Origin of the sequence: Phenylobacterium sp. (assembly GCF_044358365.1) — a bacterium.
Classification (GTDB): Bacteria; Pseudomonadota; Alphaproteobacteria; order Caulobacterales; family Caulobacteraceae; genus Phenylobacterium.
This window is the reverse complement of record NZ_JBIKNZ010000011.1, coordinates 28,105-50,715: the sequence shown is the minus strand read 5'-3', so window position 1 is coordinate 50,715 and position 22,611 is coordinate 28,105. Positions and strand designations below refer to the sequence as shown.

Annotated in this window: 22 protein-coding genes; 16 read left to right on the top strand and 6 right to left on the bottom strand. The window is 64.8% G+C overall.

Annotation, left to right across the window (positions count from 1 at the left end; translation table 11 throughout):
• Window positions 1–2,925, top strand: a complete 2,925-nt coding sequence (locus ACIQ3B_RS05175; protein ID WP_397400293.1) for an endoglucanase — start codon at window positions 1–3, stop codon at window positions 2,923–2,925.
• Between the two features lie 2 nt (window positions 2,926–2,927).
• Here the strand turns inward: ACIQ3B_RS05175 and fliP are convergent, their stop codons facing one another.
• Window positions 2,928–3,722 carry a flagellar type III secretion system pore protein FliP gene (fliP, locus tag ACIQ3B_RS05170; RefSeq protein ID WP_397400291.1) on the bottom strand — a complete coding sequence of 265 codons (795 nt, stop codon included), beginning with the start codon at window positions 3,720–3,722 and terminating at the stop codon, window positions 2,928–2,930.
• Window positions 3,722–3,997, bottom strand: a complete 276-nt coding sequence (locus ACIQ3B_RS05165; protein WP_397400289.1) for a flagellar biosynthetic protein FliO — start codon at window positions 3,995–3,997, stop codon at window positions 3,722–3,724. The genes fliP and ACIQ3B_RS05165 overlap by 1 nt, the downstream gene beginning before the upstream one ends.
• A 94-nt stretch (window positions 3,998–4,091) precedes the next feature.
• On the opposite strand from ACIQ3B_RS05165, the gene flgB reads away from it, so the two are divergent.
• The 3 genes from flgB to fliE are packed head-to-tail and all read left to right on the top strand — an operon-like array spanning window position 4,092 to window position 5,279.
• Window positions 4,092–4,517, top strand: coding sequence for a flagellar basal body rod protein FlgB (gene flgB, locus ACIQ3B_RS05160; RefSeq protein WP_397400287.1), 426 nt, complete (start codon window positions 4,092–4,094; stop codon window positions 4,515–4,517).
• A 16-nt stretch (window positions 4,518–4,533) separates the two neighbouring features.
• Entirely contained in the window at window positions 4,534–4,953 is a 420-nt protein-coding gene (gene flgC, locus ACIQ3B_RS05155; protein ID WP_397400285.1) for a flagellar basal body rod protein FlgC, read from the top strand.
• An 8-nt stretch (window positions 4,954–4,961) separates the two neighbouring features.
• A complete protein-coding gene (gene fliE / locus ACIQ3B_RS05150; RefSeq protein ID WP_397400283.1) occupies window positions 4,962–5,279 on the top strand; it encodes a flagellar hook-basal body complex protein FliE in 318 nt (105 codons plus the stop codon).
• A 13-nt stretch (window positions 5,280–5,292) separates the two neighbouring features.
• Here fliE and ACIQ3B_RS05145 read toward each other — a convergent pair whose 3' ends face one another.
• Window positions 5,293–5,784 carry a superoxide dismutase family protein gene (locus ACIQ3B_RS05145; RefSeq protein ID WP_397400329.1) on the bottom strand — a complete coding sequence of 164 codons (492 nt, stop codon included), beginning with the start codon at window positions 5,782–5,784 and terminating at the stop codon, window positions 5,293–5,295.
• 89 nt (window positions 5,785–5,873) lie between these two features.
• Here ACIQ3B_RS05145 and ACIQ3B_RS05140 point away from each other — a divergent pair, with 89 nt between their 5' ends.
• The 8 genes from ACIQ3B_RS05140 (at window position 5,874) to ACIQ3B_RS05105 (ending at window position 14,125) form a co-directional block, all read left to right on the top strand.
• Window positions 5,874–6,641, top strand: a complete 768-nt coding sequence (locus ACIQ3B_RS05140) for an ATP-binding cassette domain-containing protein (protein ID WP_397400281.1) — start codon at window positions 5,874–5,876, stop codon at window positions 6,639–6,641.
• Window positions 6,638–8,185, top strand: a complete 1,548-nt coding sequence (locus ACIQ3B_RS05135) for an ABC transporter permease/substrate-binding protein (RefSeq protein ID WP_397400279.1) — start codon at window positions 6,638–6,640, stop codon at window positions 8,183–8,185. The genes ACIQ3B_RS05140 and ACIQ3B_RS05135 overlap by 4 nt, the downstream gene beginning before the upstream one ends.
• A gap of 77 nt (window positions 8,186–8,262) precedes the next feature.
• Window positions 8,263–8,526: a flagellar biosynthesis protein FliQ gene (gene fliQ, locus ACIQ3B_RS05130; RefSeq protein ID WP_397400277.1), complete on the top strand. Its 264-nt coding sequence runs from the start codon at window positions 8,263–8,265 to the stop codon at window positions 8,524–8,526.
• A 15-nt stretch (window positions 8,527–8,541) separates the two neighbouring features.
• Window positions 8,542–9,303, top strand: a complete 762-nt coding sequence (fliR, locus tag ACIQ3B_RS05125; RefSeq protein WP_397400275.1) for a flagellar biosynthetic protein FliR — start codon at window positions 8,542–8,544, stop codon at window positions 9,301–9,303.
• Window positions 9,300–10,385, top strand: coding sequence for a flagellar biosynthesis protein FlhB (gene flhB, locus ACIQ3B_RS05120; RefSeq protein WP_397400273.1), 1,086 nt, complete (start codon window positions 9,300–9,302; stop codon window positions 10,383–10,385). Before fliR ends, flhB begins: the two co-directional genes overlap by 4 nt.
• Before the next feature lie 4 nt (window positions 10,386–10,389).
• Window positions 10,390–12,501, top strand: a complete 2,112-nt coding sequence (gene cckA, locus ACIQ3B_RS05115; protein ID WP_397400271.1) for a cell cycle histidine kinase CckA — start codon at window positions 10,390–10,392, stop codon at window positions 12,499–12,501.
• 69 nt (window positions 12,502–12,570) lie between these two features.
• A complete protein-coding gene (locus ACIQ3B_RS05110; RefSeq protein WP_397400269.1) occupies window positions 12,571–13,383 on the top strand; it encodes an SDR family NAD(P)-dependent oxidoreductase in 813 nt (270 codons plus the stop codon).
• Between the two features lies 1 nt (window position 13,384).
• Entirely contained in the window at window positions 13,385–14,125 is a 741-nt protein-coding gene (locus tag ACIQ3B_RS05105; protein ID WP_397400267.1) for a dienelactone hydrolase family protein, read from the top strand.
• Here ACIQ3B_RS05105 and ACIQ3B_RS05100 read toward each other — a convergent pair.
• Window positions 14,118–14,951: a phytanoyl-CoA dioxygenase family protein gene (locus ACIQ3B_RS05100; RefSeq protein ID WP_397400265.1), complete on the bottom strand. Its 834-nt coding sequence runs from the start codon at window positions 14,949–14,951 to the stop codon at window positions 14,118–14,120. The genes ACIQ3B_RS05105 and ACIQ3B_RS05100 overlap by 8 nt on opposite strands.
• Window positions 14,952–15,001: 50 nt before the next feature.
• Here ACIQ3B_RS05100 and ACIQ3B_RS05095 point away from each other — a divergent pair, with 50 nt between their 5' ends.
• Complete coding sequence (locus ACIQ3B_RS05095) at window positions 15,002–15,871, top strand: TauD/TfdA dioxygenase family protein (RefSeq protein ID WP_397400263.1); 870 nt, start codon at window positions 15,002–15,004, stop codon at window positions 15,869–15,871.
• 6 nt (window positions 15,872–15,877) lie between these two features.
• On the opposite strand, the gene ACIQ3B_RS05090 is transcribed toward ACIQ3B_RS05095, so the two are convergent.
• Window positions 15,878–17,179, bottom strand: coding sequence for a M20/M25/M40 family metallo-hydrolase (locus ACIQ3B_RS05090; protein WP_397400261.1), 1,302 nt, complete (start codon window positions 17,177–17,179; stop codon window positions 15,878–15,880).
• Window positions 17,180–17,356: 177 nt separating this feature from the next.
• Between ACIQ3B_RS05090 and ACIQ3B_RS05085 the strand changes: the two genes are divergently transcribed.
• The 3 genes from ACIQ3B_RS05085 to ACIQ3B_RS05075 are packed head-to-tail and all read left to right on the top strand — an operon-like array spanning window position 17,357 to window position 21,726.
• The gene (locus ACIQ3B_RS05085; RefSeq protein ID WP_397400259.1) at window positions 17,357–19,153 is read left to right on the top strand and encodes a DUF885 domain-containing protein; all 1,797 of its coding nucleotides are present in this window, start codon (window positions 17,357–17,359) and stop codon (window positions 19,151–19,153) included.
• Between the two features lie 57 nt (window positions 19,154–19,210).
• Window positions 19,211–19,987: an alpha/beta fold hydrolase gene (locus tag ACIQ3B_RS05080; protein ID WP_397400257.1), complete on the top strand. Its 777-nt coding sequence runs from the start codon at window positions 19,211–19,213 to the stop codon at window positions 19,985–19,987.
• Window positions 19,988–20,025: 38 nt separating this feature from the next.
• Window positions 20,026–21,726, top strand: coding sequence for a hypothetical protein (locus ACIQ3B_RS05075; RefSeq protein WP_397400255.1), 1,701 nt, complete (start codon window positions 20,026–20,028; stop codon window positions 21,724–21,726).
• Here the strand turns inward: ACIQ3B_RS05075 and ACIQ3B_RS05070 are convergent.
• Complete coding sequence (locus ACIQ3B_RS05070) at window positions 21,723–22,469, bottom strand: LytTR family DNA-binding domain-containing protein (protein WP_397400253.1); 747 nt, start codon at window positions 22,467–22,469, stop codon at window positions 21,723–21,725. The genes ACIQ3B_RS05075 and ACIQ3B_RS05070 overlap by 4 nt on opposite strands.
• Window positions 22,470–22,611: the final 142 nt, after the last annotated feature.

Here is a 22,611-nt window from a genome sequence, read left to right as displayed (position 1 = left end):
ATGAGGCTCAGGCAGGTTCTTCGGACGGGGGTCGCTGCGGCTTGCATCGCCAGCGTCGCGGCGCCTGCCGGGATCGCCGCGCAACCGGCTCAGTCGCAGGTGAGGCGCGAAGGCATCGAGGTGCGCGTCGCGAGTACGGCGACCTTTTCCCGGGTCGAGGTCCGGGGCGGGCGGGCCACAGGCCGTCAAGATGGCCAGACCATTATCCTGACGCTTGATCGGGACGGTGATCCCGACATTTCGCGCCTGCGGACCGCGCCACCGAAATGGTTCAAGACCGCTGAGAAGCGGCGGGTGAACGGTCGTCTGCAACTGATCCTGACCCTTGCCGATGACGCCGAAGCCAAGATCGGAACAGCCGACGGTTCGACCTATGTGAACGCCTTCGAGAAAGCGGAGCCATCCAAGGCTGGGGCGTCGACGCCGGACGTGGAGGTCGCTGAAGCCGAGCCGGTTCGCGCGAACCCCCTGCCGCCCGGCGGATTGATCCGCGCGGAGAGCAAGGTCGCAGGCGAGCAGGTACAGATATCGTTCCCGTTTGCGAACCCGGCCGGCGCCGCCGTGTTCAGACGAGGTGATGCCGTCTGGATCGTGTTTGACGCCCCGGCCAACCTCGATGTTTCAAAGATACCGAAGGGCGTCTCGGCGATCCGCAGCAGCCAGGCATTCCGGGGCGCAGACCACGCTGCCCTGCGGATCGAGGTGGCAAATGACGCGCCTTTGTTCGCGGAATCGCAAGGGGCGACCTGGACAATCTCCATCGGTCCGGGCGGCCAGCCACAGCCGACCATCGTGCGCGTATCGCGTGATCCCGGCGGTGGTCCGGCTAATCTGAAAGCCCCGATGGCGGGCGCGACGCGCGTGATCAATCTTCCCGATCCGGTGATGGGTGACACGCTTTCGGTGGTGACAGCGCTGGGCCCCCCCAAGGGACTGCCCAGTCGGCGTGACTATGTGGAACTGGCCTTTCTGGCCTCGATCCAGGGGCTGGCGATCGAGACCCTGGTGGACGATCTGAGCGTTCAGCGTGACGGCGAACTGGTGCGGCTGTCGCGTACCGAGGGGCTGGCGCTTTCGCCCGCCTGGGCAGGCCGGGATCGCAAGTCCGCGCAGGCCGATGCGCCGCCGGCCGCCGCCATGCCGGCGCTGATCGACGAGACCTGGGGCAAGGTGGGCGAGGACGGCTTCCTGCCCCGCTACAACGCTCTGCTGACGGCGGCGTCGCAGGAGCGCGCGGGGGCGAAGGAAGGCCGCAGCACCGAGGCGCGCAAGGCGCTCGCCCGTTTCCTCGTTGGCTCGGAGCTTTCGTTCGAAGCCATTGGCGTGCTGACTGATCTTGGGCGATCGGACCCCGAGGCTCTGGATGATCCGGAGGTCCGGGGCCTGCGCGGCATCGCGCGCACCATGTCCCGGCGCTATGCCGAGGCTGACGCGGACTTCTCATCACCCGCGCTGCTGGAGGAAACTTCGACCTCTCTCTGGCGCTCCTACGTAAATGTCCAGCTTGGACAGGCAATTGAGGCCCGGGCCCAGTTTGCCAAGGGCGCGGCCGCTTTCGGCCTGATGCCAGCCCAGTGGCGGGCGCGCTTCGCCCGCGCCGACGCGCAGGCTGCCCTGACACTGGGTGATCTCGTCGGCGCCGACGCGAGTATTCGTCAGGCGCTGCAGGAAAATACCTCGTCGGAGGAGCGGCTGCTCACTCGCCTGACCCAGGCTCGCGTTATCGAACTGCAGGGTTTCAAGGACCGGGCGCTGAAGATCTACCTCGCTGTTGCGACCGCGCCGAAGGATTCCATCTCCGCACCGGCTCAGTTGCGCGCTACCCAGATTCGGATGGAGCTGGGCCAGCTGAACCCGCTTCAGGCTGCGACGGCCTTTGACGGTCTGCGGTACCGTTGGCGAGGCGACGCCACCGAACTTGAGACAATCCGGGCTCTGGGTCAGCTCTATCTTGGGCAGGGTCGGTATCGCGAGGCGCTTGAGGCGCTGCGATCGGCTGGTAGCCGGCTGCCCAACCTGCCGCAGGCCCAGCAACTCACTTCCGATCTGAACGCCGCTTTCAAGGGCCTGTTCCTGGAGGGCCTGGCCGATGGGCTGGAGCCCGTACAGGCTCTGGCGCTGTTCTACGATTTCAAGGAGCTTGCGCCGATCGGCGCTGACGGCGACCTGATGGTGCGCAAGATCGTTCGCCGCCTGGTGGATGTAGACCTGCTGCCGCAAGCCGCCGAACTTCTGAAGTATCAGGCTGAAGAGCGCCTGGAGGGTGTGGCCCGCGCCCAGGTCTCCACCGATCTGGCGGTGATCTACCTGATGGATCGCCGGCCTGAACAGGCGCTGGAAGCGATCAACAGCTCGCGCACCACAGTACTGCCCACGGCCTTGGCCAATGAGCGCCGGCTGATCGAGGCGCGGGCCTGGTCGGGGGTTGGCCGCTTCGAAAGCGCACTCGAGATCATCGAGAAGGACCCTTCGCGCGACGCCAACGAATTGCGTGGGGAGGTCACATGGAAGCAGAAGAACTGGGCCGCCGCCGGCCCCATGTTCGAGAAGGCGCTGGGTGAGCGCTGGAAGTCTGCCGCGCCCCTGACCAGCGAGGACGAGGGCCGCCTGCTCCGCGCCGGAGTCGCCTACAGCCTGGCCGGCGACGAAGCTTCATTGGCGCGACTGCAAGAGCGCTACGAAGGCTTCTACGAGAAAGCCAGCAACCCCGAGGCGCTGCGCATCGCGTTGTCCGGTATGCCGGTGGGTCGCCTGAATGTGGCCGACTTTGGTCGCGTCTCAGCCGACAACGAAGCCTTTGCCGGCTGGGTCGCCAAGATGAAGGGCCGTTTCAAGACCCGCCCTGCGCCGGTAGGTGCGCCGAAGGCTCCTGTCGCCCCGGCGAGACAGGCGCAGGCGGCGGGCGGGGCTGGCGCGCAGGGGTAGGCCTACCCTCCAGCGCCCTTCTGGAAGCTCTCCACCAGGCTCCCAGCCACCAACCGCCAGCCGTCGACCAGCACGAAGAAGATCAGCTTGAACGGCAGGCTGATAACCACCGGTGGCAACATCATCATGCCCATGCTCATCAGCACGCTGGCCACCACCAGGTCGATCACCAGGAACGGTACGAACAGCAGGAAGCCGATCTCGAAGGCATGCTTCAGCTCGGAGATCATGAAAGCCGGGGTAACCACACGGATGGGGGTATCCATCGCCGTGGCGGGCTTGGGAATCTTGGACAGGCGGATGAAGAGGGCGAGATCCTCCTCGTCCACCTGGCTCAGCATGAACTGCTTTATTGGATCACCGGCGGCGTCGAAGGCGGCAGGCAGCTCCATCTGCTGGTCCATCAGGGGTTTGATGCCCTCATTGTAGGCCCGCTCGAATGTGGGGCCCATGACAATGGCGCTGAGGAACAGGCTTAGCGAAATGATCACCGCATTCGGCGGGCTTTGCTGAAGGCCCAGCGCCGTGCGCAGGAGCGACAGCACCACAACGATCCGCACGAAGGACGTAGTCATGATCACGATCGAGGGAGCCAGCGACAGGACAGTGAGCAGGCCCATCAGCTGGACCACCCGTTCGGTCAGGCCCGCCCCGGTGCCGAGATTGATGTTCAGCGCCTGGGCCATGGCGGCGGCCGGGAAAACCATCGCAGCGCAGGTGGTGATTGCGGCCAGCAGGGCAGCGCGTCGCCAATCCTCGGCCGGCAGTGTCCGGAATGCCTTCAAGAGGGCGCGCATCAGGCGTCGGCCCGGGCAGGGAGGTCGGCCACAAGTCGACCTTCACCGAGCAGGATCATCCGCTCGCGCCCGTCACACTCGATGATCAGGATGCGGCGCGCAGGATCCAATGTCAGGGTCTCCACGATCCTCAGCCGGCGTTCCTTTTTCTTCTGCGCGGAGATGCGCGAGATGGCGTCGGGCCCATACTTGCGCAGCGCCACCGCTGCCAGCCCGATCAGGCCGAGGGTTAGAGCCAGTGCAAACATCGCTCTGACGAGGTCGGTAAGGTCCATGGGCGCGTTTCTGCAGCGTGATCCAGAATGAGGGACCATTCGCACTTGAGTCTCTTAAGGCTGGATTAACCCTGTTTGTTCAGGATTGGCTCCTATGAACCTGGCCGAAATCCCGATCTTCTCGATGCTGCGGAGCCGGCTTGGTTACTTGACCGAGCGACAGAAGGTCATCGCCCAGAATATCGCCAATTCCGACACGGTGCGCTACGTTGGACAGGACCTGAAGCCCTTCAGTTTCGACGCCAAGGTGCAGATGCATCAGGCCCAGAGCCAGAGCGCCGGGGTGATGGCGGTTACTCAGCCAGGGCATATGTCGCCGAAGAACGAAAAGCGTCCCGGGCAGGTCAAGCCTTTGAAATCGCCCGACTCTGAGACCACACTCAACGGTAACTCCGTGGTGCTGGAGGACGAGATGATCAAGATGAGCGACGCGCGGATGGATTACGATACCGCTATCAGCTTCTACCAGAAGTCGATGAACATGTTGCGGATGGCGGCGCGTCCGCCTGGCCGCGGCTGAGACCGGAGAGCGTTGAATGCCCGAGATCAAGTCCATGGCCAGTGTCACCCAGCAGGTGGCGGTCTCCGCGCTTCGCGCCCAGCAGGGGCGCATGAGAATAATTGCCGAAAACCTGGCCAACGCCGATTCCACCTCCAAAACTGCCGGCGGCGACCCCTATCGTCGGCAGGCGCCGGTGTTCACTCCGGCCAAGGTGGCCGGCGCCCAGGGCGTCAAGATGAGCAAGGTGATGCCCGACCAGACCGAATTCCGGCAGGAGTACGAGCCCGGCCACCCGTCCGCAGACGCCAAGGGCTATGTCAAATTGCCCAATGTGAATTCCCTGATCGAGGCGTTGGACATGCGTCAGGCCCAACGGGCCTATGAGGCCAATCTCAATGTGATCGAGACGTCGCGCAGCATGCAGATGCGCACACTCGATCTGATCAAGAAGTAAGCTGAGTCATGATCACCGCGCTCGCCGCCAGCCAAGCCTACGCCGCCGCCCAGAAGGGCCTCGGCATTGAAGACGGCCCCGGCATGGTCGGATCCAAACCGCCACAACCAGGTGGCTTCGGAGACATCCTGAAGTCGGCCATAACGGATGCGGTAAGCGCTTCCAAAACCGCCGAAAAGACCATGGCCGCCCAGGTGGCGGGAAAGGCCGAACTGGTCGACGTGGTCACCGCTATCAGCGCGGCCGAGGCCAGCCTCGAGACCGTGATGGCCGTGCGCGACCAGGTGATCAGCGCCTATCAGGAAATCATGCGGATGCCCATCTGACCGGACGATTGGGTCACCGCACCTCGGCGCAGGCGATACGGGGCCCCGCGCCGCCGATCGGCTGGGTGGCGTGGTCGTCGGGGTTGGCGTGGATGACTACGGCTGATCCGTCGGCGTCCTTGAGGGCGGCCAGGGTGATCAGACCGGAGAACACCTCGGTCATGCCCACGCCGTGACTGTCGACATAGAGGTTGGGCAGGTCGCCGGTCTCGTTGGCGGCGGGGTTCAGGAGGCCGTGGACACGATCGCCAGCGCCGTGAGTGTGGCCGCCGGCGGAGGTGAAGTCCGCCTTGGAGCAGTCGGCCTTTTCGTGGAAGTGGAGGCCGTGCCAGCCCGGCGTCAGACCTCTGGATTCAATTCGCATCAGGACGCCCTTTGGGGCGGCTATCAGGCTTACCTTGCCGATCGTCTCGCCTCCGCCGTTCTTGAGGTCGGCAGTTGCGATCTGGGCCTGGGCGGACGAGGCGACAAGCACGGCGGCTAGGAAAATCGGCAGGGTGCGCATGCGAAAGAACTCCAGCATCTTGAACAGTGTGCGACCATAGACTGCAAGCGCGGCGCGCCCAACCGACAGGATCGTGATAGGCATTGACTATGGATAGTCTGGCGATCCGGCTTTCGGCCGTCACAAAACGCTATGGGGCGGTGGTTGCGCTGGACCACGTCGACCTGTCGGTAGCGGCGAGGGAGTTCGTGGCCCTGGTTGGCGGCTCGGGCTCGGGCAAGACCACACTGCTCAAGACGATCAACGGGCTCATCCGACCAGACGCGGGCGAGGTCAGGGTAGCCGGGGAGGACGTCGCGGCTACTCAGGCTCACCTGCTGCGCCGTCGGATCGGGTATGTATTCCAGGAGGTGGGGCTGTTCCCGCATCTGACAGTAGCCGAAAACATCGCCATCACGCCGAAGCTGCTTCACTGGGATCCTGCCCGAATCGCCGACCGGGTAACAACCCTGTTGAAGCTGGTCGCTTTGCCGCAAGACGTATCGGGGCGTGCGCCTTTGGCCCTGTCCGGCGGCCAACGGCAACGGGTGGGCGTGGCCCGCGCCCTGGCCGCGGAGCCGGCGCTCATGCTCATGGACGAACCATTCGGTGCGCTTGATCCGGTGACGCGTGACGCGCTGGGCGTCGAATATCGCGCGCTCCACCAGCGGCTGGGTCTGACCACGATCATGGTCACCCATGACATCGCCGAGGCAGTGCTGCTGGCCGACCGCATTGTGGTGCTGGATCGGGGGGTGGTCCAGGCGGACGGCGCGCCGCGCGACCTGCTGATGTCCAGCAGGAACCTTGTCGTGCGCGCGCTGCTCGAGGCGCCGAAACGGCAGGCCGAGCGTCTGCGCGAAAGACTGGGCGCATGAACGCCCGCATAGACGCCGCCCTCAAGCTCCTGCCCGAGTATCTGGGCTGGCATGTGCTTTTGAGTGTCAGCGCGCTCATGCTGGGACTGGCCATCAGCCTACCGCTCGCTGTGGCCGCCAGCCGAAATGCATGCATGCGTTGGCCTGTGCTGGCCTTCGCCAGCCTGATCCAGACGATCCCAAGTCTGGCGCTTTTGGCCTTGTTTTATCCGCTGTTGCTGGGGCTTTCGGCCTTGAGCGAGACGCTGTTTGGCCAGGGGTTCTCGGCCCTGGGCTTCCTGCCATCGCTGCTGGCGCTGACACTTTATTCGATCCTGCCGATCCTGCGGAGTGGCGTGACCGGCATCACTGGCGTTGATCCTGCGATCTCCGAAGCAGCGGATGGCGTGGGCATGACCGGCTGGCAGAAGCTCTGGCAGGTTGAAATGCCATTGGCCGCGCCGGTGATCATGGCCGGCGTACGGACGGCGGCGGTGTGGACTATCGGGGCCGCAACCCTGTCGACGCCGGTCGGCCAGACCAGCCTCGGAAACTACATCTTTGCCGGACTGCAGATGGAGAACTGGGTCTTGGTATTGTTTGGTTGCACGGCCTCTGCAGGGCTGGCGATGACGGCGGACCAGCTGCTGGGTCTGATTGAGACGGGCGCGCGCAAGCGCCGGCGCGGTCTGATGGTGCTGGGTCTGGCAGGACTTCTACTGGGCGCGGGGGCCGCCATGGCGACCATCGCTCACTTCGGGAAACCGGACAGCTATGTGGTGGGCGCCAAGAATTTCTCCGAACAGTACATATTGGCGGAGTTGATGGCCGAGCGGCTGGAACAGACCGGGGCGGCAGTCGCCCGCAAGGAGGATCTGGGCTCATCGGTGGCCTACCGCGCGTTGGCGGCCGGGGAGATCGACGTCTACGTGGATTACACCGGAACACTTTGGACGAGCGTGCTGGGCCGCGTCGATAATCCCGGGCGCAAGGCACTGCTGGACCAGCTCACCGTCGAGTTGAAGCGACGCGACGGCGTGTTGGTGATGGGGTCGCTGGGTTTCGAGAACGCCTACGCCTTCGCCATGCGGACTGATCGCGCCCGGGCGCTCGGGGTGGTGTCGCTGGACGATCTGGCCAGGGTAGCGCCGGGTCTGACCCTGGGAACGGACATCGAGTTCCTCTCACGACCCGAATGGAAAGCTGTCGATGCTGCCTATCGGCTGAACTTCAAGGCCAAACGGACGTTCCAGCCGACGTTCATGTACCGCGCCTTGTCGGGTGGGGAAGCCGATGTGATCAGCGCGTTTTCATCGGACGGCAGAATCGCTGCCGACCAATTGGTGGTGCTGAGCGATCCGAGGGGTGCGATCCCGCCCTACGACGCCGTGATCCTGGTGTCGCCGAAGCGGGCGGATGACCGGCGGCTGATCGGGGCGTTGCGCCCATTGATAGGGGCGATCCCGGTGGGCGCCATGCAGGCCGCCAACTACAGCGTGGATAGGGACGCTGGCAAGGTGACCCCTGTGGCCGCTGCGCGCACCCTCATTTCACCCGCGAATTAGGCTTTCGCTAACTATAACAGGCCAAACCTCGAAAGGTCGGCGACGAACGGTCGCGACGGCTATCCAAGAGGTTCTCCATGAGCGGCGCCGAGGTTCTGGACGTCGGGCGTGACGCCATCTGGTTGACCATCCAGATGTGTGCCCCAGTGCTGATCGTCGGCCTTGTTGTGGGCGTTGGTATCGGCCTCTTGCAGGCGCTGACCCAGATCCAGGAACAGACCCTGATCTATGCGCCAAAGATTGTGGCGATCTTCGTCTCGCTGCTGATTTTCATGCCGATGATGGGCGCATTGATGAGCAGCTTCATGAAGACGATCGCTGCCCGCATCGCAGGTATGTGAGGGCCTGGCTGGCCCATGGAATCCTACGCCACCGCCCAACAGGTCTACGCAGCCGGTCTGGTATTCGCCAGGCTCGGCACGATCATCATGCTCCTACCGGGTCTGGGCGAGACCATCATTCCGCCACGCATCCGGCTGTCATTCGCGCTGGCCTTCAGCCTGATGCTGTTTCCGCTGATCGGCGGGGACGTGCCGCCAATTCCCGCCGATGGAGCCGGTCTTGGCGGCGCCGTTATCAAGGAGGTGCTGATCGGACTGATGATCGGCGGGATCCTGCGCCTGTTCATGAACTCGTTGGCCACGGCCGGGGAAATCGTGTCGCTGCAAACGACCCTTTCCTTCGCCCAGACCGCCAACCCGATGCAGGCGCAGCCCTCTACCACGCTTGGCACCTTTCTGGGTCTGATCGGGATCGTGCTGATTTTTGCGACGGACCTGCACCACCTGTTCATTGGCGCGATCATTGGCTCGTTCGACATTTTCCCCTTCACGCGCGATGTGCCGGTGGCCGACGCCGGGCAATTGGCGATCCAGACCTTGGGGAGGTCCTTTGCTCTCGGACTGCAGTTGGCGGCGCCGGTGGTGGTGTTCTCACTGATCTTCAACATCGCCACCGGCCTGGTCGGCCGGGTAATGCCGCAGTTTCAGGTATTCTTCGTCGCCACGCCGCTGATCGTGTTGTTGGGGCTATCGATCTTTGCGCTCAGCCTGGGGGTGATCGGCATTGTCTGGATCGATCGCTATCGTGAGCTCATCGGGTTGTTCACCCGAACATGAGTGAAGCGCCGGAAAAAGACTCGAAAACAGAAGAGGCTACCTCCCACAAGCTGCAGCAGGCTTACGAGAAGGGGGACGGGCCACGGACCATGGATCTGGGCTCGGCGGCGACGCTGGCGGCGGTTTCCGGCGTTGTCCTTATGGCCGGCGGATGGCTGTCGACCAACATGGTCAACCAGTTGACGCCTTTCCTCAGTCGTGCAGGCGCCCTGTCGGTGCAGCACGGCGCGCCGGAAATCCTGAAGTACGCCATCATGGCCGGTGCGCCGCCGCTGGTGCTTGTGATGTTCGCCGCCGCCATCGCCGGGGCGGCCTCCGGGCTGGCGCAGGGCGGGTTGCGGTTGATGCCAGACAAGCTGAAGCCGGACTGGTCGAAGGTTTCGCTCATGAAAGGGCTGGAGCGCCTCTTTGGCCCGGACGGGTTGATGCAATTCGCCAAGTCAATCGTGAAGGTGATCGTGATCGCCTGGCTGGGTTGGTTGATCCTCAATCCTATACTGCCGCAGCTGGCGGCGCTGTCCGCAATGGGGCCTGCGGCGATACTGCCCTTTGTGATGGACGTTACCAAACGCCTGGTGATGGCGGTGATCGCCCTCGCCCTGGCCGTGGCGGCGCTCGACTGGCTGTGGCAGCGCCAGCGCTTCATGGTGCGCATGCGCATGACCAAGGAAGAGGTCAAGGAAGACTACAAGTCCACCGAAGGCGACCCCTATATCCTGGCCCGCCAGAAACAGATCCGCTACGAGCGCGCGCGGCGCCGGATGATGCAGGCTGTGCCCGGCGCGACCGTCGTGGTCATGAACCCTACCCACTACGCGGTGGCGCTCAAGTATGAGCAGGGCGCTGACGCCGCACCGACCTGCGTCGCCAAGGGGCTGGACAGTATGGCCTTGAAGATCCGCTCGGTGGCGGAAGAGGCCGGGGTTCCGGTCATCGAGGACCCGCCACTGGCGCGAGCGCTCTACGCCGCCGTAGACCTCGATGAGATGATCCCGCCAGCACACTATGAAGCGGTGGCCAAGATCATCGGGTTCATCCTCAACGCCGGCAGTCGCCGCCGTGCCTCAGCCGGCGCTCTGTGACAGTATGACAACCAGTGATTCGCCGAAGGCCTCGTCGCGCGACATGTCCGAGCCGTCAGCCCGTGCCCGCAAGGTAGATCCTGTCATCGCGTTCGCGGTGCTGTTCTTTCTGCTGGCGGTCGGGTTTGCGATGGCTCCGGCCTTCAGCCATGGACTGGAGAGCCTGGCCAGCATGATGCTGCTGACCGGTATGGCGGGGGTCTGCTGCATTGGCCTATTCGTTCTGCGCGGGCCAGCGGAGGCGCCAGCGGAGTCCGAGGCCGGTGCAGAGGTGTTCCTGGCGGCGCTGGATGAGCCTGCGGCGGTTGTGGCGCCCGATGGGCGGCTGCTGACTGTAAATCCAGCCTGGCGTGAGGCGATGGGCCCTGCGCCGCGCCTGCCCAAGAGCGGCGCGGCGGCGTCAAGCCTGTTCGGCGCGCTGGCCATCGCCCGCCGCGGGGATATGGGGCGCGCCACGCTGAAAGCCGGAGGGCAGGAACGCGAAGCGATGATCTCTCCCCTGGCGCCTCGCCGGTTTCTGGTCCGCCTGACCGGGCGCGGGTCCGGCGCGCTGGCGCTGCCTGCGTCGGCAATGGACGTGCTGAACGCCGCGATCGGCGCCAAGGCGCCGCCGCCCAAGGTGCTGGACGCCTTTGCCGCGGCCTCACCCTTCGGCGCGGCGTTGCTGGATGGCGAGGACCCATTCGAGGCCCGTATCATCGAGGCGAACCCGGCCCTGGCTGCGGTGGCGCACGGCGGCAATCCCGGCCAGATCTTCGGCGACCTGATCGAACCCCTGAGCCGGATGGAAGCAGCCGTTCGAGTGGCCGAGGCGCGACATGGTCACGCGCCGCTTGAGGTGCGATTGGCGCATGATCCCAGCCGGATCGCGCATCTCTATCTTTCGCAGAGCCCGGGTCGCTGGGTCGCCTATCTGGTCGACGTATCGGAGCAGAAGCAGATCGAGCTGCAACTCTCGCAGAGCCAGAAGATGCAGGCTATCGGCCAGCTGGCCGGTGGCGTGGCCCACGATTTCAACAATCTGCTGACCGCGATTCTGATGCAGCTGGACGTGCTCGCCCCTCGTCATCCGGTCGGCGATCCGTCCTACGAGGGGCTGAACGAGATCAAGCAGACGTCGATGCGCGCGGCCGATCTGGTTCGCAAGCTGCTGGCGTTCTCGCGCAAACAGACCGTGCAGCGCGAGATCCTTGATGTGGGCGAGATGGTCTCGGAGTCAGAGGTGTTGCTGCGCCGCCTGCTCTATGAAGACGTCAAGCTGGTCACCGACTATGGCCGCAACCTGCCTCATGTCCGCGCCGACAGGGGACAGCTGGATACGGCGGTGATGAACCTGGTGGTCAACGCCCGGGACGCCGTGCGCGGCAAGGGCGGCGGCACGGTGCGGATTCGCACCGCGCGCGTCACCCAGGAAGACGCCCGCACTCTGGGTTATCCCACAGCACAGGGCGACCAGGCCCTGATCGAGGTGGCCGATGATGGCCCCGGCATCTCGCCGGATGTGATGGCCAAGATCTTCGAACCCTTCTTCACGACCAAGGCGGTGGGTGAGGGGACAGGTCTGGGCCTTGCGACCGTCTATGGCATCGTCAAGCAGTCGGACGGCTGGATCGCGGTCAGCTCGAAGCCCGGGGAGGGGGCGGCATTTCGCATCTTCCTGCCCGTCCATATCCCGACAGCATCGGCGGAGCCCGTGCAGCCAAAGGCCGCGCCCAAGCGGCCTGCCGCCCGCGACCTGTCAGGCGCCGGACGCATCCTGTTTGTCGAGGACGAGGACGCCGTCCGTGGCGTGGCCGCCAAGCTGCTGCGGGCGCGCGGCTATGAGGTGATCGAGGCGGCCAGTGGCGAAGAGGCCCTGGAAATCGCCGAACAGAACGCTGGCAAGATCGACCTGATGATCTCCGACGTAGTGATGCCGGGTATGCAGGGTCCGGAACTTTTGAAGCAGGCCCGCATCTATCTGGGCGGCGCGCCGGTGATGTTCATCTCGGGCTATGCCGAGAGCGAGTTCTCGGACCTGCTGGAAGGCGAGACCAATGTGTCCTTCCTGCCTAAACCCATTGACATAAAGACTCTGGCCGAACGCGTGAAGCTGGAGTTGCAGAACGCCGCCTGAGCCCTTGCGCTGAACGCCCTGAGCCTTCAGCTTAAGGCCCAACCAGAAAACACGGTATGGGAACGGAACATGGTGGCCATCAATCCGAACGGGACGCTGCGGGGCAAGACCGCCCTTGTAACCGGCGCGAGCCGGGGCATCGGCGAGGCGATCGCCGTCCGCCTGGCCATGGAAGGCGCCAGGGTCGTGGTGTCTGCCCGGACGGCGGAGGATGGCGAGAGCAAACTCCCCGGCACACTGGCGGCCACGGTCGCACGTATCCGCAACGCCGGCGGTGAGGCCATGGCCATCAAGGCCGACCTCTCCAGCGAAGCGGACCGGGCGCGCCTCGTGGCTGAATCGGTCGCGGCCTACGGCGACATCGACATTCTGGTGAACGATGCGGCGGTCACCTTCTTTATCCCGGTCGAGACCTTCCCGAAGAAGCGTTTTGATCTGATGATGGAGGTTCAGGTCTGGGCGCCGATGCACCTGTCGCAGCTGGTGCTGCCGTCCATGCGCGAGAAGAAGGCTGGCTGGATCGTCAATATCTCCTCCGGCGCCGGCATCCATCCGAAACAGCCCTATGTCCGTCGCAGCGGCGGTACGGTCTACGGCATGTGCAAGGCGGCTCTGGAGCGCCTGACCACCGGCCTTGCGTCCGAGGTCTATGACGATGGCGTGGCGGTAAACGTGATCTCGCCGGGTCTGGTCGACACGCCCGGAGTGGCGGTGCATGGCCTCATCAACGAGCAGACCAAGGACCGGGTCCAGCCCATCGAGTTCATCGCCGAGGGCGTCTATCAGCTCTGCGTTGGCGATCCGAAGACCATGACGGGGCGCATCGACTATGCGGAACCGTTGCTCAAGGAACTGGGTCTGAAACCGTCGGAGTTGGTGTGACATGATCGAACAGACCGTCGAACTCGCCACCAAGGACGGTGCGATCACCACCTTCATCGTGCACCCGGAACGGGGCGGCCCGTATCCGATCATCCTGTTCTTCATGGACGCGCCGGCGATCCGCGAGGAACTGCGCGACATGGCCCGAAGGATCGCCTCCGTCGGCTACTATGTGATGCTGCCCAATCTCTACTACCGGCGCGGTGTCATGGAGATGAAGGATCTGCCGCCCCTGCCGGAGGCCGAGGCGCGGGCACGGATGTTCGATTTCATGGGCTCGGTCACCATCCCGCTGGTCATGGACGACACCGATGCCCTCCTGGCCTTCGCGGCCAAAGACAAGGCTGCGAGCCCCGGACAGGCTGGCGCCATCGGATACTGCATGAGCGGCCAGTATGCGATCAACGCTGCCGCCCGGTATCCGGAACGGATCGCCTGCGCCGCTTCGCTCTACGGGGTTCAACTGGTCACCGACGCCCAGGACAGCCCGCATCTGGCGGCGCAGCGGACCAAGGCCGAGCTCTACTTCGCCTGTGCCGAACACGACAACTGGGCCCCGCTGGAGATGGTGGAAGCCCTTGACGCCTCGCTCAAGGCCGAAGGCGTCAACGCCGAGGTCGAGCTCTACATGGGCGTCCACCACGGCTTCGCCTTCCCCCAACGGGGCGCCGTCTACGACAAGCCGGCGGCGGAACGGCACTGGGAGCGGCTGTTCGCCTTGTTTGCGCGGAACCTCAGCTAGGCCGCTGGGCCATCACTGGCGGTATCCATCCGGGTTCCAGCGCCTTGCCCGGATGGGACCCCGTCACCATGCCCATGAACGACGGCCAGATCTCGTAGCCCAGCAACTTCTGTACACGCGGCGACATACCGGCGGCCTGGTCACGCGGGATACCCAGGAAGAAGTTCTCCTGCGGGCGCGCCCAGGGTTCGCAATACTGGTTTGTGAAGCCCAGTCGGGGCCTGCCCGAACGGTTGGCGCCGCCGCGATGGATCAGCGTTCCGGCCATGATGAAACAGGCGCCAGCCGGAACCTCCATCGGGACCAGCATCCGCTCGATCTCAGCCAGATCGTTCGGGCGTCCCGCGTCGCCCTGGTTGCCCCACAGGTGGCTACCGGGAACCACTTCGGTGCAACCGTTGGCCTGGGTGAAGGCATCGACGGCGGCGATCAGGGTGTAGCTGATGGCCGGGCGGGGGCGGGGTATGCGGTAGAAACCATCGTCCGTGTGCAGGCCCTGTGCCGTCTCGCCGGGATTGATCTGGATCGACTGGGTGGCGGTCAGCAGATAGCCCGGTTGCAGGAACCGGTCGAGAATGGCCAGGACCCGCGGCTCCTCCACCAGATCCTCGAACACCCTGGCGCGCGCCACCAGGGTGTAGACCCGCTCCGTCCTGAAGCCCTCGAAGTCATTGCGACCGTGGTGTGTGTTCTGGAAGGGCGCCAGACCCCTCCTTACGGCGGCGATCACCTCCGGGCTCATGAAGTCCTCGATCACGGTAAAACCCTGCGCCCGGATCCGGGCCGCGTGGGCGTCGGCGTCAAAGCCTGCGATCGGCATATCCATCTCGCGCCCCTCTCCGGGAAACTGTAGCATAACCCTCCGGAGGATCACTGATGAGCCAGACCCTGACAATCCGCCGCGTGGCCGGCGCCTTGGGCGCCGAGCTTTCGGGCGTCGACCTTTCGCAACACCTGCCCGATGAGACCATCGCCGCCATCCGCCAGGCGCTGGTGGAGCATCAGGTGATCTTCTTCCGCGATCAGGACCTGACCCCGGCCCAGCAGGTGGCCTTTGGCGCCCGGTTCGGGCCGTTGAACATCCATCCCTACGTCACCGGAATGGCCGGTCAGCCTGAGGTCATGGAGATCATTAAGGAGCCCACCGACAAGATCAATTTCGGCGGCGGCTGGCACTCCGACATGAGCTTTCTCGAGACGCCGGCGATCGGATCGATCCTTTATGCGCTGGAGTTGCCGGAGTATGGCGGCGACACCCTGTTCGCCAGCCAGGCGGCTGCCTATGACGCGCTGTCCGAGGGCCTGAAACGCACGCTGGAAGGCCTGAACGCCGTGCACTCTGCGGCGCGGGAATACTCGTCCAGCGGTCACTCGGCCCAGAAGCGCGGTGGTATGCAGGTGGCCGAAGCTGATGGGTATGTGGGCGAATACGTCCACCCAATGGTGCTCACCCACCCGGAGACCGGTCGCAAGGCGCTCTACGTCAATCCGGCCTTCACGATCCGGATCGAGGGCTGGAAGTCCACAGAATCAAAGGCTTTACTGGAGTACCTTTATCAGCACTGTCGCTATGAGGGCTTCACCTGCCGGTTCGCATGGGCGAGGGGTTCGGTGGCCTTCTGGGACAACCGGTCGGTCTGGCATTTTGCGCTCAACGACTATCCCGGCCAGCGGCGGCACATGCGCCGCGTTACGGTCGATCCCTGGCCGGTCATGGCCGGCCGGGCGCGCGTGGCGGCGGAGTAGGCTTCCCTAAGGCGCGCCAGCCATCGCCAGCAGAGCCGCCAATCCAACCGTCATGCCCCTGAGGGTTTCCGGCTTGGAAAGATCAATCCACTCGTCAAGCGCATGGGCCCGACCGCCGCCCGCCGCGCCCGAGCCGATCGTGACGGCGGGTATGCCCAGGCTGATAGGGACGTTGGAGTCTGTTGAACCGGCGTTCAGCAGCGGCTGAAATCCTGCCGCGCGAACGGATGCTGTCGTGATCTGCACGATCTCCGCATCGTCGCGTGTCGTGCCGGTGGGGCGATCACCGATCAGCTTGATGTCGGCGCTGATCTGGCCTTGGCGGGTGGACCGCGCGGCGTTTTCCTGGTCGACGGCCGCGGAGACGATCTGCAGAAACCGGGCGTCCAGCTCTGCCAGTTCCACCTTGCCGGGGGAGCGCATGTCCACCTCCAGCCAGATGCTGTCCGGAATCGAGTTCACGGAGGTGCCGCCGCCGACCACACTGGTCATGTAGGTGGTCTTGGGTGCTGTCGGCGTTACGATCCTGTTCATCTCCACCACCGTCGCGCCCATCGCCGCCATCGGGTTAACCAGGCCAAAGGCGCCATAGCTGTGACCACCGGGCCCCTTGAAGGTCACCCGATATCGCCGCGATCCCACGGCGCCGGAGGTCACGAGGAATGGAGACGTCCCGTCCATGGAAAAGAACGCGCCGATGCGGTCCTTGTACTTGCCCTTGCCGAACAGATAACGCGTACCGCGAAGGTCGCCTGGACCCTCTTCGCCAACGTTGCCGACGAACAGGATGTCGCGCGTGGTCTTGATCTTCGCCGCGTCCAGGGCGCGCGCATAACCCAGCACGACGGCCAGCGAGTGTGTGTCATCGCCAATGCCGGGCGCGAACAGTTTCGTGCCCTCGCGGCGGACCTTAACGTCCGTGTCTTCGGGGAACACGGTGTCCAGGTGGGCGGCCATCACCACCAGCGGCGCGCCGGCCGGACCGCTCCCGCGCCGCAAGCCCATGACATTGCCCTCGGCGTCCATCTCGACGTCCGAGAGGCCCGCAGTCTTGAGCATGGCCATATAGGCCTGGGCCTTTGCGGTTTCCTTGAAAGGCGGGGCTGGGATCTCGGTGAGCAGGATCGTCTCGGCGACGATGCGGTCATATTCACGATCCAGGTTTGCGGTCGCCACCTTGAAGCCGGCGCTGTTGCGGATGGTTTGGATGGTCTTGTCGGCTTGCGACGGCTTCACTTGCGCCATGGCCGCGCCGCTCAGCGAAAGGGCTGTGGCCACGGCCACAACATGCCGGAAGGCAAGGGACATCGTACAGAATCCTTTCGTTCGTCCGATCCTACCTCAATTGATCCAACGAGGCTGCGACCGTTCTGACGGCACGACCTGTCACATTACAGGGAATTAACACTGCAATTGGTCGCCAGCGGGCTTCCCGGCGCGCGTCCTTACCACTAAGCCTTCCGCAAGCAATTCCGGAGACGTCTCTTGCAGAGCCGCCGTCAGTTTCTACTCGCCGCAGCTGCAACATCTCTCGCGGGTCCAGCGATCGCTCAGAGTGAAGGATCGGCGCGACAACTCAGCCAATTCCTAGAGGCCGTATTCGCCGAGGCTCTGGAAGACAGTCCAGAACTTGTGACCTCACTGGGGCTCGACAAGGGCGCGCAATCCGAAGCCAAGTCGAAGCTGCAGGATGCCTCGCTCGCGGGTATGGAGCGGCGCAAGGCCCGCAACACCGACCAACTCCGTCGACTGAAGGCCATTGATCGCCGCCCGCTGAACGGCATGGCGGCCGTCAACTACGACACCCTGCTGTTTGATCTGCAGTCCGCGGACGATGCTAACCGGGCGTTCGTCTACGGCAACGGGGCCGGGAACCCATATGTCCTGGCCCAGATCTCGGGCGCCTGGCAGGACGTCCCCAGCTTTCTGGAGAGCCAGCACAGCATCGAGACCCGAGCCGACTGCGAGGCATATGTTGCCCGCCTGGAAGCCTTCGCCCGCGTGATGGACGAGGAAATCGAGCGCGTTCGCCGTGACGTGGGCCTGGGCGTGATTCCGCCGGACTTTGCGATCAAGGGCGCGTTGGCCGGCATGAAGTTGCTTCGGGCGCCGGCCGAGACCTCCAGTCTGGTGCTGGCGCTCGCCAACAAGGCCCGGGCGAAAGGGATCGCGGGAGACTGGATGGCCGCCGGCGCCGCGGCCTACAATGCCAAGGTAGTCCCAGCGCTGGATCGCCAGATGGCTTTGCTGGAAAGCCTGAAGGCCCGGGCGACCCCCGACGCCGGTTGCTGGAAGCTTCCAGACGGCGAAGCCTACTATGCCGCGTCGCTCTATTCGCAGACGACCACCCGGATTTCACCCGAAGAGGTCCACAAACTGGGTTGGGATGTCACGGCGGAGCTATCGGCCAGGGCCGATGTGCTTTTCAAGGAACTGGGCTTCACAAAGGGCACGGTCGGCGAACGCTTCATCGCCCTCTATGAGAGCAAAAGGGGTGTCTACCCGAACACTGATACGGGAAAGGCCCAGATCATCGCTGATCTGAACAAGGTCGTTCAGGGCATGCAAAAGCGGCTTCCGGAACAGTTTGGAACGTTGCCCAAGGCCGCCCTGGAGATCCGACGCATTCCGGCGGCCACCGAAGGTGGCTCATCCACGCACTACTCCGGTCCCAGTCTCGATGGCTCGCGACCCGGGATCTACTGGCTGAACCTTCGGGATACAGCGGAAAGTCCGTACTGGTTCCTGCCCACTACGACCTATCACGAAGGCATTCCCGGTCATCACATGCAGATCTCGATGCAGCAGGAAGCTGACCTGCCGATGATCCGCCGGGTCATGGGTTTCGGCGCCTATGCCGAGGGCTGGGCGCTCTACGCGGAGCAGGTCGTTCAGGAGATGGCGCTCTACAAGGGCGAGCCCCTCAATGAGCTGGGCTACATCCACGACGCGCTGCTGCGCTCCGCGCGCCTTGTCACCGACAGCGGGCTGCATCATCTGAAGTGGTCGCGCGAAAAGGCCATCGCCGAAATGCGCGCCATTGAAGGCGACCCTGAACCCCTGGCCGCCCAGGAGATCGAGCGCTACTCGGTCTGGCCGGGGCAGGCCTGCAGCTACATGGTCGGAAAGGTCACTCTCCTGAACCTCCGCGCCGAGGCGAAAGCGACGCTGGGGCAGAAGTTCGACGTCCGCAAATTTCACGACGCCGTACTGCTCTCGGGCTCTATGCCGCTGACCGTACTGGAACGGCATGTGCGCGAGTGGGTCGCAACCCAGGTCTAGGCTCGACATCGGGCGTCAAACCTCGTTCCCTCATGGAAACACAAGGGACGGACGCCGATGCCGAAACTCAATCGCGATGGTGTGAGCCTCTACTACGAGGTCCACGGCGACCACGGGCCGGTGGTGCTGCTGACGCACGGCTACTCGGCGACCTCGCAGATGTGGGCGGGCCAGATCGAAGCGGTGTCGAAGGATCGTCGCCTGATCACCTGGGATATGCGCGGGCACGGACAGAGCGACAGCCCGGAAGATCCAACGCTTTATTCCGAGGCGCACACGGTCGCCGACATGGCGGCCCTGCTGGACGAGGTCGCGGCCGAGCAGGCCATCGTCGGGGGGCTGTCATTGGGCGGCTACATGTCGCTGGCGTTCAATCGCCTACACCCGGATCGGGTCGCAGCCTTGCTGATCATCGACACCGGCCCGGGCTACAGGAACGACGAGGCGCGGGCCGGCTGGAACAAGACGTCGTTGCGCACCGCCGAGCGATACGAGACCGAGGGGCTGGGCCTGCTTTCGGGGGGCAGCGCCGAACGCCGCACGGCAAAGCATTCCAGTGCGCAGGGTCTGGCCCTGGCGGCGCGCGGGATGCTGACCCAGCGCGACGCCGGCGTGATCACCTCGCTGCCTGACATCAAGGCGCCGTCGATCGTGATCGTGGGCTCCGAGGATACGCCCTTCCTGGCGGCCAGCGACTACATGGCGGCGAAGATTCCAGGAGCACAGAAGGCTGTCATCGAAGGCGCCGGCCACGCGGCCAACATAGACAGACCCGAGGCGTTCAACGCCGCGATGATGGCTTTCTTGTCCGGCTTGGCGCCGGTCGGGTCCTAGAGGCAATCCAATTGCGCAACATGACGAGAGGCGGAGGCATGATCCCAAAGGCACTGGTGGTCGCGATCACCCTGTTCGGCGCCAGCGCGGCGCTTGCCCAGACGCACGATATGTCGAAAATGGGTCCCATGAGCATGGGCCTGCCGCCCATGCCTGCGATCTACGGCGGGCAGGCTGACAAGCCCGGAGCCCCGGTGTTCGCCGGGCTCGGCGACCACCACATGCCCATCACGGCCACGCCTGAGGCCCAGAAGTTCTTCGATCAGGGTGTGAAGCTGACCTTCGGGTTCAACCACGCCGAGGCCATCCGGTCGTTCCGGCAGGCGGCGCGGATCGATGTGAACTGCGCCATGTGCTGGTGGGGTGTCGCGTTTGCGCTGGGCTCCAACATCAACATGCCCATGCCGGATGACGCCGTGATCCCGGCCTGGCTGGCGCTGCAGAACGCCCGGGCCCTGGCCGGCAAGGTCAGCCCGCGCGAGCAGGCCTGGATCGCGGCATTGTCGAAACGGTATGCCGAGACCCGCGCGGGAAATCGGGCACAACTGAACGAGGCCTTCGCCCAGGCGATGGGCGATCTTGCGCGCCAGTATCCCGATGACATGGACGCCCAGACCTTCTGGGCCGAGGCCATGATGGACACCCAGCCCTGGGACTACTGGCAGGCGGACGGCAAAACCCCGAAGGGACATGGCGCGCAGATTGTCGCCACGCTCGAAAAGGTGCTTCAGGCCGCGCCTGATCATCCCGGCGCCCTGCACCTCTACATCCATGCCGTGGAGGCCTCCACGACGCCGGAACGCGCGGAGGCCGCCGCTGACCGCCTACTGCGGGCGATGCCCAACGCGGGCCACGTCGTGCATATGCCGAGCCACATCTACTATCGGGTGGGCCGCTATGCGGACGCCGCGGCGGCCAACGAGTTGGCCGCGAAGGTGGATGAGGACTACATCGCCACCTGCAAGGCGCAGGGCTTCTATCCGGCCGGCTACTATGGCCACAACATCCACTTCCTGTGGACGTCGGCCGAGATGGAGGGCCGCTACCAGGTGGCGCTCGACTCGGCGCGACGGCTGGTGAAGGCGGTGGATGCGCCGAAACTGGCGACACAGATCCCGCTGGCGGAGCTCTACAACTTCACGCCGATCATGACCCAGCTTCGGTTCGGGAAGTACGCCGAGGTGCTTACAGAACCGCTGCCGGGCAGGACCCTGATCCTTGATCGGGCCATCTGGCTCTATGCGCGCGCCGTAGCCCAGGCCAATACCGGCGACATCGCCGCCGCCAAGCGCGAGCGCAGGGCGCTCAGCGGACTTCAAACCGCAAACTTCTCGCGTTACGAAGCGGCGGGGCTACCCGCGCGTCAGATGGTCGAGGTGGCCCTGGCCTCGGTGGATGGCGAGATCGCCCGCAAGTCCGGCGATCTGCCGGGCGCGGTGCAGGCCTTCCGGCGGGCGATGACGCTTGAGCGGGCGCTGCCCTACACCGAGCCGGCCTACTGGCATCGCCCGGTGTCGCATCTGCTGGGCGCAGCCTTGCTTGAGGCCGGGCAGCCGGGCGAAGCCGAGAGCGTCTACCGTGACAGCCTGATGCACTATCGACGCGACGGCTGGTCGCTGAAGGGCCTGTCGGTGGCCCTGACGGCGCAGGGCAAGTCGGCAGAAGCCTCTGCCGTCTCGGCAGCCTTCGACGAAGCCTGGCGGCGCGCGGACACCCAGATCGCCGGGTCGCGATTCTAGAACCAGCCTGCGGCTTTGATCTGGCGCGCCTGGCTGCGGCTGATCGGCGCCACCAGACCGCCCTTCAGGCGCGCCTCGCCACGGCCACGGAGCCAACGCACGCTGTCGATGGCGTCTGCGGCCACCCACCAGGAACGATGGGTGCGGAAACCAGCGGCGTTGGCGAGCTCGTTCAGCGCGTCGCCGAAGCGGGCGGTGATCAGTTCATCGCCGTTATCTGTGTGGACGCGTAGATAGTGATCTTCGGCTTCGACGGCGATCAGTCTGGCTTGCCGCCGCCGCGCCGACAGACGTTGGCGGAAGGCGTTAAGGGGGTCTACGTCCGTCGCAGGCGAGGGGATGTCCCTGCGCGTCCAGACCAGCTGGTGGAAGAGCATTGCCGCAAAGCAGACCACGAAGACCTCGAACCAGGGCGTCAGCAGGTTTTCCCAGGTCAGCCTGGCGCCGACGCGGCCGTGGTACATCAACCACACGAGAACGGTCACCGGTGGCGTCATCAGGACGCTGACTGCCATGACCCGGATCCAGAAGCTGTCGGTGAGGCGCCGGATCGCCTCGTCAATGCCGATCCCGATGACGCCGCCGCCCACGATGCAGCCCACCCAATAGGCAGTTCGCTCAAATGGGGAGCGAGCCGCGGCACCAAAGAGACCAAGCACCGCCATCACCAGGCCGATCGCGATCCAGAGGCCCAGTTCGCCGGCGGCCCGGCGGCTCCATGGCGAGAAGTCGAAGCTCAGCATCCGGAATCCCTACCCGAGTCGTTCGCGCAGTCCGGCTACGGCCAGCGCGGGAACTGTAACCGTTCGCGAAGAAACGGCGCCATTAACGACTTGTCACTGGAGGCGCGTGCGGAGCTGCACCTATCCCTGGGACATCGGACAG